General features: G+C 54.9%; 16 protein-coding genes and 4 tRNA genes. 3 read left to right on the top strand and 17 right to left on the bottom strand.

Annotated features, from left to right (window positions below; all coding sequences use genetic code 11):
- Positions 1 to 22: 22 nt before the first annotated feature.
- From nsrR to nnr, 12 genes are all read right to left on the bottom strand, one after another.
- Complete coding sequence (nsrR, locus tag E3U32_RS15035) at positions 23 to 448, bottom strand: nitric oxide-sensing transcriptional repressor NsrR (protein WP_134349423.1); 426 nt, start codon at positions 446 to 448, stop codon at positions 23 to 25.
- A 201-nt stretch (positions 449 to 649) separates the two neighbouring features.
- Positions 650 to 1,948 carry an adenylosuccinate synthase gene (locus tag E3U32_RS15030; protein ID WP_047346433.1) on the bottom strand — a complete coding sequence of 433 codons (1,299 nt, stop codon included), beginning with the start codon at positions 1,946 to 1,948 and terminating at the stop codon, positions 650 to 652.
- A 104-nt stretch (positions 1,949 to 2,052) separates the two neighbouring features.
- Positions 2,053 to 2,250 (bottom strand): DUF2065 domain-containing protein, encoded by a 198-nt coding sequence (locus tag E3U32_RS15025; protein ID WP_003855996.1) that lies wholly within the window; start codon positions 2,248 to 2,250, stop codon positions 2,053 to 2,055.
- A gap of 71 nt (positions 2,251 to 2,321) precedes the next feature.
- Positions 2,322 to 3,326, bottom strand: a complete 1,005-nt coding sequence (gene hflC, locus E3U32_RS15020; RefSeq protein ID WP_028016442.1) for a protease modulator HflC — start codon at positions 3,324 to 3,326, stop codon at positions 2,322 to 2,324.
- A gap of 2 nt (positions 3,327 to 3,328) precedes the next feature.
- Positions 3,329 to 4,588 (bottom strand): FtsH protease activity modulator HflK, encoded by a 1,260-nt coding sequence (hflK, locus tag E3U32_RS15015; RefSeq protein WP_134349422.1) that lies wholly within the window; start codon positions 4,586 to 4,588, stop codon positions 3,329 to 3,331.
- A 56-nt stretch (positions 4,589 to 4,644) separates the two neighbouring features.
- A complete protein-coding gene (gene hflX, locus E3U32_RS15010; protein ID WP_047346122.1) occupies positions 4,645 to 5,925 on the bottom strand; it encodes a ribosome rescue GTPase HflX in 1,281 nt (426 codons plus the stop codon).
- A 74-nt stretch (positions 5,926 to 5,999) separates the two neighbouring features.
- The gene (gene hfq, locus E3U32_RS15005; protein ID WP_045284414.1) at positions 6,000 to 6,311 is read right to left on the bottom strand and encodes an RNA chaperone Hfq; all 312 of its coding nucleotides are present in this window, start codon (positions 6,309 to 6,311) and stop codon (positions 6,000 to 6,002) included.
- Positions 6,312 to 6,396: 85 nt separating this feature from the next.
- On the bottom strand, positions 6,397 to 7,347 hold the full coding sequence (miaA, locus tag E3U32_RS15000) for a tRNA (adenosine(37)-N6)-dimethylallyltransferase MiaA (protein WP_059311858.1): 951 nt from the start codon (positions 7,345 to 7,347) through the stop codon (positions 6,397 to 6,399).
- Positions 7,340 to 9,184, bottom strand: coding sequence for a DNA mismatch repair endonuclease MutL (gene mutL / locus E3U32_RS14995; protein WP_134349421.1), 1,845 nt, complete (start codon positions 9,182 to 9,184; stop codon positions 7,340 to 7,342). The genes miaA and mutL overlap by 8 nt, the downstream gene beginning before the upstream one ends.
- 9 nt (positions 9,185 to 9,193) lie before the next feature.
- Complete coding sequence (gene amiB, locus E3U32_RS14990; RefSeq protein ID WP_134349420.1) at positions 9,194 to 10,540, bottom strand: N-acetylmuramoyl-L-alanine amidase AmiB; 1,347 nt, start codon at positions 10,538 to 10,540, stop codon at positions 9,194 to 9,196.
- A gap of 16 nt (positions 10,541 to 10,556) precedes the next feature.
- The gene (gene tsaE, locus E3U32_RS14985; protein ID WP_134349419.1) at positions 10,557 to 11,018 is read right to left on the bottom strand and encodes a tRNA (adenosine(37)-N6)-threonylcarbamoyltransferase complex ATPase subunit type 1 TsaE; all 462 of its coding nucleotides are present in this window, start codon (positions 11,016 to 11,018) and stop codon (positions 10,557 to 10,559) included.
- On the bottom strand, positions 11,011 to 12,534 hold the full coding sequence (nnr, locus tag E3U32_RS14980) for a bifunctional ADP-dependent NAD(P)H-hydrate dehydratase/NAD(P)H-hydrate epimerase (protein ID WP_134349418.1): 1,524 nt from the start codon (positions 12,532 to 12,534) through the stop codon (positions 11,011 to 11,013). Before nnr ends, tsaE begins: the two co-directional genes overlap by 8 nt.
- Between nnr and queG the strand changes: the two genes are divergently transcribed.
- Positions 12,533 to 13,672: a tRNA epoxyqueuosine(34) reductase QueG gene (gene queG, locus E3U32_RS14975; protein WP_134349417.1), complete on the top strand. Its 1,140-nt coding sequence runs from the start codon at positions 12,533 to 12,535 to the stop codon at positions 13,670 to 13,672. The genes nnr and queG overlap by 2 nt on opposite strands.
- 270 nt (positions 13,673 to 13,942) lie before the next feature.
- Here the strand turns inward: queG and E3U32_RS14970 are convergent.
- The 5 genes from E3U32_RS14970 to orn form a co-directional block, all read right to left on the bottom strand.
- Positions 13,943 to 14,018: transfer RNA gene (locus E3U32_RS14970), tRNA-Gly, on the bottom strand.
- 36 nt (positions 14,019 to 14,054) lie between these two features.
- A tRNA-Gly gene (locus E3U32_RS14965) sits at positions 14,055 to 14,130 on the bottom strand.
- Between the two features lie 36 nt (positions 14,131 to 14,166).
- Positions 14,167 to 14,242 (bottom strand) — tRNA-Gly (locus E3U32_RS14960).
- Between the two features lie 36 nt (positions 14,243 to 14,278).
- Positions 14,279 to 14,354 (bottom strand) — tRNA-Gly (locus tag E3U32_RS14955).
- 196 nt (positions 14,355 to 14,550) lie between these two features.
- Positions 14,551 to 15,096 carry an oligoribonuclease gene (orn, locus tag E3U32_RS14950; RefSeq protein WP_134349416.1) on the bottom strand — a complete coding sequence of 182 codons (546 nt, stop codon included), beginning with the start codon at positions 15,094 to 15,096 and terminating at the stop codon, positions 14,551 to 14,553.
- Between the two features lie 107 nt (positions 15,097 to 15,203).
- On the opposite strand from orn, the gene rsgA reads away from it, so the two are divergent.
- The gene (gene rsgA, locus E3U32_RS14945; protein WP_010427739.1) at positions 15,204 to 16,256 is read left to right on the top strand and encodes a small ribosomal subunit biogenesis GTPase RsgA; all 1,053 of its coding nucleotides are present in this window, start codon (positions 15,204 to 15,206) and stop codon (positions 16,254 to 16,256) included.
- Between the two features lie 97 nt (positions 16,257 to 16,353).
- Positions 16,354 to 17,322: an archaetidylserine decarboxylase gene (asd, locus tag E3U32_RS14940; RefSeq protein ID WP_134349415.1), complete on the top strand. Its 969-nt coding sequence runs from the start codon at positions 16,354 to 16,356 to the stop codon at positions 17,320 to 17,322.
- The last annotated feature ends 10 nt before the right edge of the window (positions 17,323 to 17,332 follow it).

Here is a 17,332-nt window from a genome sequence, read left to right as displayed (position 1 = left end):
TCAGCTCCGGTGGAAATTTTCTTCATTCCACCAGCAATAATTTATAAAGCGGTTGATTCTCTTCAACCAAATCGGCCAGCGTGTAGTTATCCAGCTCCATAAGAAAACTTTGCACGGCCTTAGAAAGCGCCTGTTTCAGGCGGCAAGCGGGCGTAATGTGGCAGAACTCGCTACTGCAGTTCACCAGAGATAGCGGTTCCAGTTCACGTACCACATCGCCAACACGAATACTCCGCGCCGGTTTACCGAGACGGATCCCACCATTCTTCCCGCGGACGGCAGCAACATATCCGGCACGACTAAGTTGATTGATTATTTTGACCATATGATTACGGGATACGCCGTAGACCTCTGTCACTTCAGAGATACTGGTCATTTTCCCATCGGGTAACGACGCCATGTAAATCAGCGCACGTAAGCCGTAATCGGTGAAACTTGTTAACTGCACATCAACCTCAGGAAAAAGGGAAATCGCGGACAAACCGCACAGATATTCATTAATGATGATAAACCAGCCAGATAGTTAGGGGCTAATTTATTTGAACTGAAAGGAGGAAGGAGGACGAAAAAGCCGGATGCGCGTTGCTTATCCGGCCTGTGATGGGTTTTGTAGGCCCGGCAAGCGCAGCGCCGCCGGGCGAAACCATCATTATGCGTCGAACGGGTCGCGCAGGATCATCGTTTCAGTACGATCCGGGCCGGTAGAGATAATGTCGATCGGCACTTCGGTCAGTTCTTCAATGCGCTTGATGTAATCCAGCGCCGCCTGCGGCAGGCCGCTACGCTCTTTCACACCGAAGGTGGTCTCAGACCAGCCCGGCATGGTTTCGTAGATTGGCTCGATGCCTTCCCAGTCGTCAGCCGCCAGCGGAGTGGTGGTCACTTCGCGGCCATCTGGCATACGGTAGCCTACGCAGATTTTCACTTCTTTCAGGCCGTCCAGTACGTCCAGCTTGGTCAGGCAGAAGCCAGACAGGGAGTTGATCTGCACTGCACGACGCACGGCAACCGCATCCAGCCAGCCGGTACGACGACGACGACCGGTGGTCGCGCCAAACTCGTTACCCTGCTTGCACAGGAACTCGCCGGTTTCATCAAACAGCTCTGTCGGGAATGGACCCGCACCCACGCGAGTGGAGTACGCTTTGATGATGCCCAGAACGTAATTCACATAACGTGGACCCAGGCCAGAGCCGGTCGCCACGCCACCTGCGGTGGTGTTAGAAGAGGTTACGTACGGATAGGTACCGTGGTCGATGTCCAGCAGCGTACCCTGCGCACCTTCAAACATGACGAAATCGCCACGCTTGCGCGCCTGGTCCAGCAGATCGGACACATCAACAACCATACCGGTCAGAATGTCTGCAATCGCCATGACGTCATCCAGCACTTTCTGGTAGTCAACAGCGTCAGCTTTGTAGAAATTCACCAGCTGGAAGTTGTGATATTCCATCACTTCTTTCAGTTTTTCAGCGAAGGTTGCTTTGTCGAAGAGGTCGCCCACGCGCAGACCGCGACGTGCAACTTTATCTTCATAAGCCGGGCCGATACCACGACCGGTGGTACCGATCGCTTTCGCGCCGCGAGCTTTTTCGCGCGCAACGTCCAGCGCCACGTGATAATCCAGGATCAGCGGGCAGGCTTCAGAGAGCAGCAGACGCTCACGAACAGGGATACCACGGTCTTCCAGACCTTTCATCTCTTTCATCAGCGCAGCAGGAGACAGCACAACGCCGTTACCGATGATGCTGGTGACGTTTTCGCGAAGAATGCCTGATGGAATAAGATGGAGGACGGTTTTTTCACCGTTGATTACGAGAGTATGGCCTGCGTTGTGACCGCCCTGGTAGCGTACAACATATTTAGCCCGTTCAGTCAGAAGATCAACAATCTTCCCTTTACCTTCGTCACCCCATTGGGTGCCCAGTACGACGACGTTGTTACCCATTTTTTTCAAAATCACCGTTTGCTTAAAAATGGATTCTACCATCGCTTTTTCAGATATACAGCACTTTTTGACCTCAAAGCACGCCAAATCCGACCATTTTTTGATCAGCCAATCGTTTTCCTCAACATGTAGTAGATCACAATGCCAGCAACCACAAGACCGCCGCCAAAACGACGCAAAATATTATCCGGAAGTTGGCTCATCGTGGCGATCATACGACGCCAGGCGCGCGGATAAAGCATCGGACCCAGTCCTTCCAGGACTAAAACGAGCGCCAGTGCCAGCCAGATCGTTGAATTCATTTTTAATCCTTATAAAAGAAAACCACCGCTCCGTTGGGAGCGGTGGTTTGAGTACTCAAACGAGCCTGAGTTTATCGCGTTGCGTTAGTCGGCGTCTTCATATAACGGAAGAAATCGCTGTCCGGGCTGAGCACCATCACATCCTGGTTGCTCTGGAAGCTATTCTCGTAAGCACGCAGGCTACGGATAAAGGCGTAGAAGTCGGGATCCTGGCTGAAAGCATCGGCGAACAGCTTCGCGGCTTCAGCATCACCTTCACCGCGCAGAATACGGCCCTGACGCTCAGATTCCGCCAGCGTCTTAGTGACTTCATAGTCCGCAGCGGCACGCAGTTTCTCAGCCTCTTCCTGGCCCTGTGAACGATGACGACGTGCGACCGCTTCACGCTCGGCGCGCATACGGTTGTAAATCGCCTCGGACACTTCCACTGGCAGGTTGATCTGCTTAATACGCACGTCAACCACTTCAATACCCAGCGCGGCCATACTGTTCGGGTTGATCACCGGCACTTTGCCGTTGGTTTCAGCCTGAACACGTTCTGCTGCTTTGGCAATCGCATCATCTGCAGCCGGCGTTGAGACTTCGTCTTCCGTGCCCGCTGTACCGGAGTTCAGCGCATCACGCACTTCCAGCGTCAGACGACCACGGGAGTCGGTCACGATATCTTTCACATCCAGACGACCAATCTCAGAGCGCAGACGGTCAGAGAACTTACGTTTCAACAGCACTTCCGCCTGAGAAACGTCACCGCCGCCTGTCGCCAGGAAGTAACGGCTGAAATCACTGATGCGCCATTTGATATAGGAATCAACGATCAGGTCTTTCTTCTCTTTGGTCACGAAACGGTCGGCCTGGTTATCCATCGTCTGGATACGTGCATCGAGCGTTTTCACCGACTGAATGAAAGGCACCTTGAAGTGCAGGCCCGGCTCATAAATCACCGGACGCTTGTCACTGTCACGAACGACGCTGCTGAACTGGAACTTAATCCCACGTTCACCCTCTTTCACAACGAAGATAGAGGTATAAAGCACGACCAATACGATGATGATGATCGCAATAACTGACTTACGCATCCTTATTCCCCCTGACGCTGGTAGTCGTTACGCTGCGCGTTAGCACGGCGTTGGTCCATGATGTCACCATCGTTCGAAGAAGGCGTTGTGTTCGCGCTGGAGCTGCCTGATGAAGCAGGCGGCAGACGCAGCAGGTTGTTCGCACCGCTAGTGTCTTTCGCGGCTGGCGCAGAACCGCCTTTCAGCATCTGATCCAACGGAAGAACCATCAGGTTTCCGCCTTTGCTGTCGTTAACCAGCACTTTGCGGGTATGGCTCAGCACTTTTTCCATGGTCTCGATATAGAGACGCTCACGGGTGATTTCCGGCGCCGCTTTATATTCCGGCAGGATGCGCGCGAAGCGAGCCACTTCACCCTGAGCTTCCAGGATGGTCTGGGTCTTATACGCGCGTGCTTCTTCCAGAATACGCTGCGCCTGACCGTTAGCACGTGGCTGAACTTCGTTGGTGTACGCTTCTGCTTCACGGATGTACTGCTGTTCGTTCTCACGGGCAGCAATCGCATCGTCAAATGCCGCTTTCACTTCTTCCGGCGGACGTGCAGCCTGGAAGTTGACGTCCAGCAGGGTAATACCCATGTTGTACGGACGGATGGTCTCTTCCAGCTCGCGCTGGGTATCGCTACGAATAACGGTACGACCTTCGGTCAGGATGCGGTCCATGGTGTATTTACCGATCACGCCGCGCAGGGCGCTGTCGGTCGCCTGACGCAGGCTGTCATCCGCACTGGTCACGCTAAACAGATAACGTTCAGGATCGGTCACGCGGTACTGCACGTTCATCTCAACGCGCACCACGTTTTCATCAGACGTCAGCATCACACCAGACGCCGCCAGTTCACGGACGGACTCCACGTTTACCGCGGTGACGTCGTCAATGAAGGTCGGCTTCCAGTTCAGACCCGGCTCAACCAGATGGCTGAATTTACCAAAACGCGTAACGACACCGCGCTCCGCTTCTTTAATGGTGTAGAACCCGGTAGCAGCCCAGATGATAACCACGGCAGCGGCAACAATGCCCACCACGCGGCCACCCATTTGCGGGCGCGGCCCCTGGGTGGAATTTCCACCTGAGCCAGAACCTTTACCTCCGCCAAGACCACCAAGCTTCTTGCTTAGCTTGCGGAAGATATCATCCAGATCCGGCGGCCCCTGCTCGCGACCACCTTTGTTGCCATTTCCCCCAGAGTTGCCGCCTTGATTATTGCTGCTTCCCCACGGGTCGCGGTCCTGTCCGTTATTACCGGGCTGATTCCACGCCATGTATATGCTCCATATTTGTTATGCAAGGGCGAATTATTCAGGCATACCCTTTCTGATCAGACGATATAGTCGACCAGCGCAGGTTCTTGTTTACAGAGGCGACGCCAGTCAACGATCGGCATACGCACCTGCATCCCCACGCTGCCGTCATCCTCCATCCACTCTTTTTCTATCGCCTGAAGCTGATAAAACCGGCTGCGCAGCCTGCCTTCCTGTGGCGGCAATCGCAGCGTGTGCTGGGCTACCTCACCGGAAAGACGTTCTGTCAAAGCCTGGAAAAGCAGTGGCACACCAATACCGGACTGGGCAGAAAGCCAGACCCGAATCGGTTTGTTCTCTTCATCTCGGTCGATACGCGGCTCGAAATCCTCCAGCATATCGATCTTGTTCATCACCAACAGGGTTGGGATCTCGTGGGCGTCGATCTCTTCGAGCACCACGTTTACCGCGTCGATGTTCTCCTGCACGCGAACGTCTGCAGCATCAATCACGTGCACCAGCAGGGTCGCCTGTCGCGTCTCCTGCAAGGTGGCTTTAAACGCCGCCACCAGGTCGTGCGGCAGATGGCGGATAAACCCTACGGTATCCGCCAGCACCGTCTCGCCGACGTCGGCAACGTCGATACGACGCAACGTTGGGTCCAGGGTCGCAAACAGCTGGTCTGCGGCATATACCTGGGCCTCAGTAATCTGGTTAAACAGGGTGGACTTACCGGCGTTGGTATACCCCACCAGCGACACCGTCGGGATGTCGGCTTTTGAGCGCGCGCGGCGCCCTTGCTCACGCTGTTTCTCAACGCGTTCCAGACGTGAAAGGATCTGGGTAATACGGCCACGCAGCAAACGGCGGTCGGTTTCGAGCTGGGTCTCACCCGGACCGCGCAAACCAATCCCGCCTTTCTGTCTTTCAAGGTGGGTCCAGCCACGCACAAGCCGCGTCGCCAGATGGCGCAACTGCGCCAGCTCAACCTGCAGCTTACCTTCGTGGGTACGTGCACGCTGAGCAAAAATATCTAAAATCAAACCCGTGCGATCGATAACACGGCATTCGCAAAGACGTTCCAGGTTACGTTCCTGAGCCGGAGACAGCGCATGGTCAAACAGCACGACTGACGCGCCGGTTGCTTTTACGGCATCCGCAATTTCAACTGCTTTACCTTCACCAACAAAATACTTTGGGTGCGGCGCTTTACGGCTACCGGTAATCACCTGCATTGCTTCGACACCGGCGGAAGAGACCAGAGATTCAAACTCCTGGAGGTCTTCCATATCTTTGTCTTGCGAAAAATAGATGTGTACCAGCACCGCCTGCTCACCGGCATCATAACGGTCAAACAAGCGTAAAATCCTCAAAAAAGATCAGCGGGGAACGCAGGATCGCTGGCTCCCCGTGTGGATAACAGCGCGAAACCTTATTCGGTGTCTTCGCTGTCCTGCGCTGGAGCAGAAGAGCCCTGCGCGTTGCTGCCATGATGGTAGTTACTACCAGTGCCGCCGCCAGCGTTATTGCTGTGATGAGAGACCGGACGAGACGGAACAACAGTAGAAATAGCGTGCTTGTAAACCATCTGGCTGACCGTGTTTTTCAACAGGATCACAAACTGATCGAAAGACTCAATCTGACCTTGCAGCTTAATACCATTCACCAAATAAATAGAAACTGGAACACGTTCCCGACGCAATGCGTTCAGGAACGGATCTTGTAAAGATTGCCCCTTAGCCATTCTATCTTTTCCTTATATGCTTGTTTTGTACTTAGAACCTTGCGATTCTGAAAAATTGCGCACGATACGACTCAATTGTACACATTCAGTGAGCGATATCACCAACAACCTCAATCACTTCGTTTAACGCCTGTTGTGGTTTTTCACTGTCTAACCAGTGAACCCCCTCCCAACCGCGCAACCAGGTGATCTGGCGCTTCGCTAACTGTCTCGTGGCGCAAACACCTCGATAAACCATTTCATCGTATGAAATCTCACCTTCAAGATACGACCACATCTGGCGGTATCCCACACAACGAATGGAAGGCATGTCCGTATGCAAATCTCCACGGGCAAATAGCGCCCGCACTTCTGCTTCAAAATCTGAAGCTAACATCTGATGAAAACGCTGCTCAATTCGCTGATGGAGCAGTTCACGGCTCGCCGGGGCGATGGCGAACTGATGCACCTGATACGGCAGAGCGTCTCCTGACGTTTGCGTCAGTTCCGTTAAAGTTTTACCCGAAATGAAAAAAACTTCCAGTGCCCGGGAAAGCCTTTGCGGATCATTTGGATGGATTCGTGCTGCCGCAACCGGGTCTATCTCCGCCAGTTGCTTATGCAAAACGTCCCAACCCTGCTCTGCCGCCTGCTGCTCGATTTTCGCTCTTACTTCCGGGTCCGCTGATGGCAGAGGAGAGAGCCCCTCCAGCAACGCCTTGAAATAAAGCATGGTTCCGCCAACCAACAGCGGTATACGTCCCGCCGCCGTTATCTCGGCCATCTCGGCTAAGGCATCCCGGCGGAAATCCGCTGCGGAGTATGCCTGAGCCGGGTCGAGAATATCCAACAAACGGTGCGGTGCCGCGCGCAGCTCTTCTGCGTCCGGCTTCGCCGTGCCGATGTCCATCCCTCGGTAGATGAGGGCGGAGTCGACGCTAATCAACTCTACAGGCAAAACTTTACGCAACTCAATGGCTAGCGCGGTTTTGCCGGAGGCCGTTGGGCCCATTAAAAAAATTGCCTTAGGCAGGCTCGCCTTACTTACGTCAATCATGTTTCAGGGCGTTCATCGCCGTTTGTAAATCAACAGGTTGTAATAACCCACCCGGCGGTGTCTTCACCAGATGCGGACAGAGGCGTTCAACCTCCGCCAGCACGCTAATGGCCTGTGCCATACTCCACGGCGCATGTTCACTTGCCAGGTGGCGGGCGATCCACTGCGCGGTGTTAGCGGCATCAAACGACGTTTGCTGCGCCAGGTAGCCTATCAGTTCAGGAATCAAGTTTTGTAAATTTTGTTGGCGTAAGGGTAAAGGCACTGCACGAATTGTCACATGTTGTGGTTCGAGCACAATTTCAATACCCATTTGCGCCAGCTGCGGCTCGGCGCGCTGCAATACCCTTGTTTCTTCAGAGGATATTTTCAGACGAACCGGGATCAACAGCGGCTGCGCACAGGCCGCATTTTCGCCCGGCGTGAGCTGCACCTGTTTGAGCCAGCGTTCAGCTACCGGCAATGCCAGAAGCATCAATTTACCGTCACGTTCAAGCAGTGCCATATCCGGCGCGATAATCGTCAGCACCCGGCCAAAACTCTGGCTGTGACCGTCAAGAGAAGGTGGCGATGCCAGGATAGGCTCTTTACGTTCCACGGCCGGCGTATCCAGCAGTTTGCGATACAACGCCCCCTGCTGCTTTTGATAGCCAGGCTGGGCATGCGGGTAGTTCGCTCCCGTCGGGCGCGGTGCGGCTCCTGCTGAGGAGAAACGCGGGGCTTCAGGTTCACGCGCGACGGCAGGCTCCGCAAAATGGTTACGGCCCGCAGCGACACGGTTTTCCGGGAACGGGCGCGGCGAAGGCTCCGTGTTTTCCAGCGGCAACGTGGCGTCAACCTGCTGTTGCAGCACGCTCAGCACGCCCTGATAGATAAAATCATGCACCAGTCGTGACTGGTGGAACCGCACTTCGTGCTTGGCTGGATGAACGTTCACATCGACCTGATGCGGGTCGATCTCCAGATACAGCACGAAAGCGGGTTGCTGATCGGCCCCGAGCTTGTCTTCGCAGGCCTGGCGAATGGCGTGATTAATGAGACGGTCACGCATCATGCGACCGTTCACGTAACAATACTGAATCTCCGCGAACGCCGCACTGCTGGCGTTCGGGTCAGCCACCCAACCGCGCAGCGCCAGATCGCCATGCTGCCACTCAATGGCCAGCGCCTGTTCCAGGAACGGCGTACCGCAGATTGCCCCCAAACGGCGCTCTTTCTGCCCGCCTTCTGCCACCGCGCGATACTGGCGCATCACCTTGCCGTTATGGCTGAGGTTAATGGTGACATCGAAACGGGCCAGGGCGATACGACGTATGATCTCGTCGATATGGCCGAACTCGGTTTTTTCGGTACGCATAAACTTGCGTCGGGCGGGAGTGTTGTAGAACAAATCCAGAACTTCCAGCGTCGTACCGACAGGATGCGCCGCGGGTTTGACCGTCACATCCATATCGCGCCCTTCGGCGTAAGCCTGCCAGGCTTCCTGCTGTTCAGCGGTTCGGGAGGTCAGCGTTAAACGCGAAACCGAGCTGATACTGGCCAGCGCTTCACCGCGAAAACCGAGGCTAAGGATCGCTTCCAGGTCATCCAGAGAGGCAATTTTACTGGTGGCGTGTCGAGCCAGCGCCAGCGCCAGCTCGTCTTTTTTAATGCCACAGCCGTTGTCGCGAATGCGAATGAGCTTCGCGCCACCGCGTTCGATATCAATATCGATGCGGGTCGCGCCCGCATCGAGGCTGTTTTCCACCAGCTCCTTCACTACCGACGCAGGGCGTTCCACCACCTCACCGGCGGCGATTTGGTTCGCAAGCTGCGGCGGTAGAACCTGAATCGGCATGAATTCTCCTTAGTTTGTCGCTGTCGTCTCGCCCGGCAGCGCGGCACTGGCCGTCTGGGCTGCTCCGCCCTGCGGCGCGGACTGCAGAGGATGCGCCTCAAAATATTTGCGCAAGCCGTTATAAATCGCTTCAGCAATTTGTTGCTGATAGCTGTCGCTACCCAACAAACGCTCTTCACTGTTATTGCTGATAAAGCCCGTTTCCACGAGGATCGATGGAATATCCGGCGAACGCAGAACCCCCAGGCTCGCATGCTCCGGACGGCGCTTGTGCAATGCCCCGATGCCCTGCAGCTGGTTCAGTACGTTAGTGGCGACATCATACCCGACGCGCTGGGAATGACCGAACTGTAAATCCAGCACCGCCTGGCTGAGATACGGGTCAGACTGGCTATTAGCCAGCACATCACCCGCACCGCCTAACAGTTCAGACTGTTTCTCATGCTCTTCAAGCCAGTTTGCCATTTCACTGTTCGCCCGGCGGTTTGACAGCACCCAAACCGAGGCGCCAGTTGCGCTACGATTCGGTGCGGCATCCGCATGAATGGAGACCAGGAAATTGGCATTTTGCTTACGCGCCACATCCGAGCGTCCCATTACGGAGATAAAGTAATCCCCGTCGCGGGTTAACACGCCTTTAAACATCGGATCGTCGTTTAACAGCGCCCTGAGCTTGCGGGCCACCGCGATTGTGACATTTTTCTCCCGCGTACCGCCCGGGCCAATCGCCCCCGGATCTTCCCCGCCGTGACCCGCATCAATGGCGATAATCACCTTGTCACCGCTAACCGTCGCGCGTCGCGCACTGGCCGCCGGACGCGTCACCGTATTGCTGCTGGTTGCCGCAGTAATGCGATCGTTCTGAGATTTAAACGGATTACGCGCAGGTTCTGAAGGACGCGGCGTATACACCGGTTCTTCCACACGTTTAGCAACGACCGGCGGCGGTGGAGGCGGTGGCGGTGGCGGTGCGTCGGCATTGATGGTAAAGACCACCGTATAGTTCGCCCCGTTTTGCTGCTTCACCGCCTTCGTTTTACCCTTTTCGGTCAAATCGACCACCAGGCGTAACGACTGACTATCCTGCGGCGTGCCCGAACGGATACTTTTCACCAGGTTGTTACCGCTGAAGCGCAGCGGTAACCCCTGGATCACGCCTGTCTGTTTGATATCCAGCGCCACGCTGTGGCTGTCTGGCTGTGAGAACGCATATTCAGGATCGCCCATAAAGCTGAACGTGATCCGGGCCTGGCTTTCGCCGTTTGATACCTGAATATCTGAGAGGTTTGCGGCCCCGGCCTGCGCGCACAGCAGCACCGTGGCAGCCAACAACCAACCTTTAACGCGATTTATCATCCCGTCATCCCTACGCTTAACCGGCCAGACGGGCCAGTAAGGAACAGCCTGATGAGGAAACTGCACTGATGCGTGCCTCACGCCCTTGTGCCTGGTAATCTAAGTGAATTTCGACATCCGGGTCAGGCAACACACCCGCACCTTGTTGCGGCCACTCCACCAGGCAGATGGCATCATTGGCAAAATAATCACGGATCCCCATAAATTCCAGCTCCTCAGGATCCGCAAGGCGGTATAAATCGAAGTGGTACACCATAAGATTCTCAAGGGTGTACGGTTCCACCAGCGTGTAGGTTGGGCTTTTCACATTCCCGTTATGCCCTAACGCCTGCAAAAAACCCCGGCTGAAGGTGGTTTTACCCGCACCTAAATCACCATACAGATAAATGACGGTTGCCCCCTGACAGGCCTGCGCCACGCGCTTGCCGAGTTCTAAAGTGGCTTGTTCATCAGGTAAAGGAATCGCTCGATTAGTCATTTTCTACGTCAATCACATCCGGGTTAACAACACGCCGCAGCGTGCAAAAGAGATCGGTGGCCAGCATACCGCGTGTACCGTAACGCGCAGCCAGTTTATCTGCCGCGGCACCGTGGGCCACGCAGCCCGCACAGGCTGCATCATAAAGGGGAAGTTTCTGTCCAAGCAACGCGCCAATGATACCGGAAAGCACGTCGCCCATTCCGCCACTCGCCATGCCCGCATTTCCGGCATCAATAATGCCCTGCGCCTCATCGCTGGCGACAACGGCTCCTGCCCCTTTCAAAACAGCAACACCTCCGTAACGTTTTACCAGACGCTGAGCAGAAAGTAAGCGATCGCTTTCAATTTCTGCCACGCTGCAGTTAAGCAGCCGCGCGGCTTCGCCGGGGTGTGGCGTCAGAATGCGATTGTGACGCTTATCCGGATTGATTGCCAGAAGGTTCAGCGCGTCGGCATCCCACAGCATCGGTTTACGAAAATTCTCGACCTTTTGCAGGGCCTGTTTACCCCACGCCTGCTGTCCAAGCCCGGGACCAATGACGACCACATCCGCCCATTCAAGGCTTTCCTCAAGGGTCTGAAGCGTAAGCTCATGGACCATCAGTTCCGGTCGGGCTGTGATTATCGGCGCAATATTCTCAATGCGAGTGAGTACTCGCACTAAACCGGCACCGCTTCGCAATGCCGCTTCACCGGCCATACGGATAGCGCCCGCCGTGCCGTGGTCACCGCCAACAATCACCAGCTTGCCGTGATCGCCTTTATGGGATGTCGGACGTCGGGGCGGCAGCCACGCTGCAAGCTGCGACGCATCAACACGCGCGAGGTGCGTTTCCTGCCCAGCTAGCCAGTTCTCCAGCCCCAGCGCATTGTGGTGCAACATGCCGACCACATCCCGCGCTTTGCCGGTCAGTAATCCCGGCTTCAGGGCGATGAAGGTCACCGTATGCGCAGCCTGAATCACCGCCCCCGGCGTCGCGCCCGTTTGAGCGATCAGGCCTGACGGGATATCCAGGGCGACCACTGGCGCGGAATGTCTGTTGGCGTGTGCAATGAGCGCGGCAATGTTTTCGCGAGGCGCACTGTGTAGCCCGGTACCCAGCAGACCATCAACAATCAGATCAACATCCTCTGGCCAGACGATATCAGCCGCATGAATCACACCGCCTGCATTCAGCCATGCGTCTCGCGCCGCGCCGGCCTCTTCCGGCAGCGGTTTATCACTCTCAAGAGCCAGTAACGTAACGCGCAGACCTGCTGCAACCGCAAGACGGGCAACGACGTAGCCGTCGCCGCCGTTATTACCGTGTCCGCACAAAATCAGCCAGTGGCGGGATTGCGGGAACGCGCTGCGAGCAACGTTGAATGCGGCCTCGCCTGCGCGCTGCATCAGTTCATAAAGGGTAATACCGAGACTGTCTGCAGCCTCTTTTTCGGCACGCCGGAGCGCGTCCGCATGCCAGATGGAATGTGGTATACTTGCGGGGTTTTTCTTCACCGTATGGTCCGTCATGTCACAGCCCCTCGATCTCAATCAGTTAGCGCAAAAAATTAAACAGTGGGGTGCTGAGCTCGGCTTCCAGAAGGTGGGTATTACCGATACCGACCTCTCCGCCAGCGAGCCGAAACTGCAGGCCTGGCTGGATAAACAATACCACGGCGAGATGGAATGGATGGCGCGTCATGGCATGATGCGCGCCCGTCCACACGAGCTTTTACCGGGCACATTACGCGTCATCAGCGTGCGCATGAACTACCTGCCCGCCAACGCGGCCTTTGCGCGCACGCTTAAAAACCCCTCTCTGGGTTACGTCAGCCGGTACGCCCTGGGGCGTGATTACCATAAGCTCTTGCGTAACCGTTTAAAAAAACTCGGGGAAACTATTCAGCAGCACTGTGTTTCGCTGAATTTTAGACCCTTTGTCGATTCTGCGCCCATTCTTGAGCGACCGATCGCTGAAAAAGCCGGGCTAGGCTGGACAGGTAAGCACTCACTTATCCTTAGCCGTGACGCCGGATCGTTCTTCTTCCTGGGTGAACTGCTGATTGATTTACCGCTGCCGGTAGACGGCCCGGTAGAGGAAGACTGCGGGCGCTGCGTGGCCTGTATGACCATCTGCCCGACGGGTGCCATCGTCGAGCCTTATACTGTTGATGCGCGCCGTTGTATCTCCTATCTCACCATCGAACTGGAAGGGGCGATCCCTGAAGAATTTCGACCGCTTATTGGCAACCGAATCTACGGCTGTGACGACTGCCAGCTCATTTGCCCATGGAACCGCTATTCGCAGCTTACGGATGAAGAGGATTTCAGCCCGCGTAAGGCGCTGCATGCGCCGCAGCTCATTGAACTGTTCGCCTGGACCGAAGCCTGGTTCCTGAAAGTGACGGAAGGTTCGGCCATTCGCCGCATCGGTCATCTGCGCTGGCTGCGTAATGTTGCCGTTGCGCTGGGGAATGCCCCGTGGGATGAAGCGAATATCCGGGCGCTTGAAAGCCGTAGAGGTGAGCACCCACTTCTTGATGAACACATAGAATGGGCGATTGCGCAGCAAATCGAGAAGCGTAATGCCTGCGTGGTCGAGGTGCAGTTACCGAAGAAACAGCGGCTGGTGAGGGTGATTGAAAAAGGGCTTACGCGGGATGCCTGAACTATTCACAGCCTGTGAATAAAATTACAAACTCAAGCGCCATCTGGCTTGGGGGAGAGGTCAAGTGATCTCAATAACATTTTGAAATCAAATTTTCTCTAGCAAATACAGTATATTATAAAGATACTATTCACCCTGCTAAGTTTTAACTCTGCTCCGGTTAAGCGCAGTTTCTGTGGATAACTCTGTTTACAAGAGTATTTCAGAGGCAACAGAAAACGTCCCCAACGAATCTTTTCGCTGTGGATATTTTAGAGATGAATAAGAATTTGGAGCGGGAAACGAGACTCGAACTCGCGACCCCGACCTTGGCAAGGTCGTGCTCTACCAACTGAGCTATTCCCGCTTGGGTGGTCTGTGCCATGGAAGCACTTTCAAATTTTGGAGCGGGAAACGAGACTCGAACTCGCGACCCCGACCTTGGCAAGGTCGTGCTCTACCAACTGAGCTATTCCCGCTTGGGTGGTCTGTGCCATGGAAGCACTTTCAAATTTTGGAGCGGGAAACGAGACTCGAACTCGCGACCCCGACCTTGGCAAGGTCGTGCTCTACCAACTGAGCTATTCCCGCTTGGGCAGTCTGTGCCATGGAAGCACTTTCAAATTTTGGAGCGGGAAACGAGACTCGAACTCGCGACCCCGACCTTGGCAAGGTCGTGCTCTACCAACTGAGCTATTCCCGCAAATCTGTACTGCTTTTGTAGCTGTCGTAACGTGTAATTCTCTGTCGTTACGGGAGGCGCATTATACGAGAAATCCGTTTAGCTGCAACCCCCCTTAAAGCGATTTTTTCGAAATTCAGTTCAAGTGCCTATTTAATCGGCAAGCTGAACAATTTAACGGCAAAAACAAGCTCACGCAAGGCACCAGGTCGCAAAATCACAGCTTGATAAAGTTTTCGCGGTAGTACGCCAGTTCCGCCACGGACTCGCGGATGTCGTCCATTGCCTGGTGCGTCCCCTGCTTTTTAAAGCCGTCCAGGATTTCAGGCTTCCAGCGGCGCGCCAGCTCTTTCAGGGTGCTGACATCCAAATAACGATAATGGAAATAAGACTCCAGCTCCGGCATGTACTTAAACAGGAAACGGCGATCCTGGCCGATGCTATTACCGCAGATAGGTGATTTGCCTGCCGGAACCCACTGTTTCAGGAACTCAAGCGTCGCCAGCTCCGCTTCGCGGTCGCCCATGGTACTCGTCTTCACGCGCTCAACCAGGCCACTGCCGGTGTGGGTACGCACGTTCCACTCATCCATCAGCGCAAGCTGATCGTCTGACTGATGAACCGCAATAGTGGGCCCTTCAGCCAGAATATTCAGGTTGGCATCGGTGACCAGTGTTGCAATTTCAATGATGCGATCGCGCTCGGGATCCAGCCCGGTCATTTCAAGATCGATCCAAATCAGGTTGTTTTCATCCGCGCTCATGTTATTTTCCACCCTTCTCGCATAACCAGCAGTAGCAGGTTAACTAGTATTAATTAGAGTGTATCATAGAGGTTTTGCCCATCATGGGCGACCAGGAGCCAGCGCGATTGAGTAAAAATAAACTCTCCAAAGGGCAGCAGCGCCGTGTCAACGCCAATCACCAGCGCCGTCTTAAAACCACTTCGGAGAAGCCGGATTACGACGACAACCTGTTTGGCGAAGCGACAGAAGGTGTCGTGATTAGCCGTTTTGGTATGCATGCCGATGTCGAATCCGCCGACGGGGATATTCACCGTTGTAATATCCGCCGCACCATCCGTTCACTGGTTACCGGCGATCGCGTGGTTTGGCGTCCGGGTAAAGAAGCCGCCGAAGGCGTAACGGTGAAAGGTATCGTTGAAGCCGTGCATGAACGCACGTCGGTGCTCACCCGTCCAGACTTTTACGACGGGGTTAAACCTATTGCCGCCAATATTAACCAGATTGTTATCGTTTCGGCGATTTTACCTGAGCTCTCGCTCAATATTATCGACCGTTATCTCGTCGCCTGTGAAACGCTGCAGGTTGAGCCGATCATTGTCTTGAATAAAATCGATCTGCTGGATGACGACGGCATGGCCTTCGTGAATGAGCAGATGGATATCTACCGCAAGATTGGTTATCGCGTGCTGATGGTCTCCAGCCACACTAAAGATGGCCTTAAGCCGTTAGAAGAGGCACTGACCGACCGTATCAGCATCTTTGCCGGTCAGTCCGGCGTGGGTAAATCAAGTCTGCTGAATAATCTGCTCGGCCTTCAGCAAGAGATCCTGACTAACGATGTGTCCAATGTCTCCGGTCTGGGCCAGCACACCACCACCGCCTCGCGTCTGTATCACTTCCCACACGGCGGCGACGTGATCGACTCCCCGGGCGTGCGTGAATTCGGCTTGTGGCATCTCGAGCCGGAACAAATCTTCAACGGGTTTGTCGAATTCCATGACTATTTAGGCGCTTGCAAATACCGCGACTGTAAACACGATAACGACCCGGGCTGCGCTATCCGCGAAGCGGTTGAGAACGGTGAAATTGCGGAAACTCGCTTTGAGAACTACCACCGTATTCTTGAGAGCATGGAAGACGTAAAAACGCGTAAAAACTTTTCTGATTCTGATAACTGACAACTAAGCTAAGCATCGCTAAAATCGTCCCCTTTTTTCAGGTTCCGGCGGCTTCACACCGGATCAGGAACGACAAAACAATGGCCTGGAGGCTACCTTGTTAAACGCATTTAAACTTTCGCTTCAATACATTCTGCCAAAACTGTGGCTCACTCGCCTGGCGGGCTGGGGCGCGAGCAAACGAGCAGGCTGGCTGACCAAACTGGTCATCGACCTTTTCGTAAAATATTACAAGGTCGATATGAAAGAGGCGCAGAAGCCGGATACCGCCAGCTACCGCACCTTTAACGAATTTTTCGTGCGCCCGCTGCGTGACGAAGTGCGCCCGGTAAACACCGACCCTAACGTCCTGGTGATGCCAGCAGACGGCGTGATTAGCCAGTTAGGTGATATCGAAGACGATAAAATCCTGCAGGCAAAAGGTCATAACTACAGCCTGGAAGCCCTGCTGGCGGGTAACTACCTGATGGCGGATCTGTTCCGTAACGGTACGTTTGCCACCACCTATCTGTCACCGCGCGACTACCACCGCGTGCACATGCCGTGTAACGGCATCCTGCGCGAGATGATTTACGTCCCGGGCGACCTGTTCTCCGTCAACCATCTGACCGCGCAAAACGTCCCGAACCTGTTTGCCCGCAACGAGCGTGTCATCTGCCTGTTTGATACTGAATTTGGCCCTATGGCGCAAATTCTGGTGGGCGCGACCATTGTAGGCAGCATTGAAACCGTCTGGGCTGGCACCATCACCCCGCCTCGCGAAGGTGTGATCAAGCGCTGGACCTGGCCTGCCGGTGAAGCGGAAGGCTCTGTGGCTCTGCTGAAAGGCCAGGAGATGGGTCGCTTTAAGCTGGGCTCAACCGTGATCAACCTGTTTGCGCCGGGCAAAGTGAAGCTGGCTGAACAACTCGAAAGCTTGTCGGTCACTAAACTGGGCCAGCCTCTGGCAATCTCTACCGAAACCTTCGTGACGCCTGACGCAGAACCTGCGCCGCTGGCAGAAGAAGAGATTATTGCCGAACATGACGCCAGCCCGCTGGTTGACGACAAAAAAGACGAAGGCTAACAACAGAAGG

Origin of the sequence: Lelliottia nimipressuralis (genome assembly GCF_004402045.1) — a bacterium.
Lineage (GTDB): Bacteria > Pseudomonadota > Gammaproteobacteria > Enterobacterales > Enterobacteriaceae > Enterobacter > Enterobacter chinensis.
The sequence above is the reverse complement of the archived record's forward strand: the minus strand, read 5'-3'. Positions and strand labels throughout refer to the sequence as shown.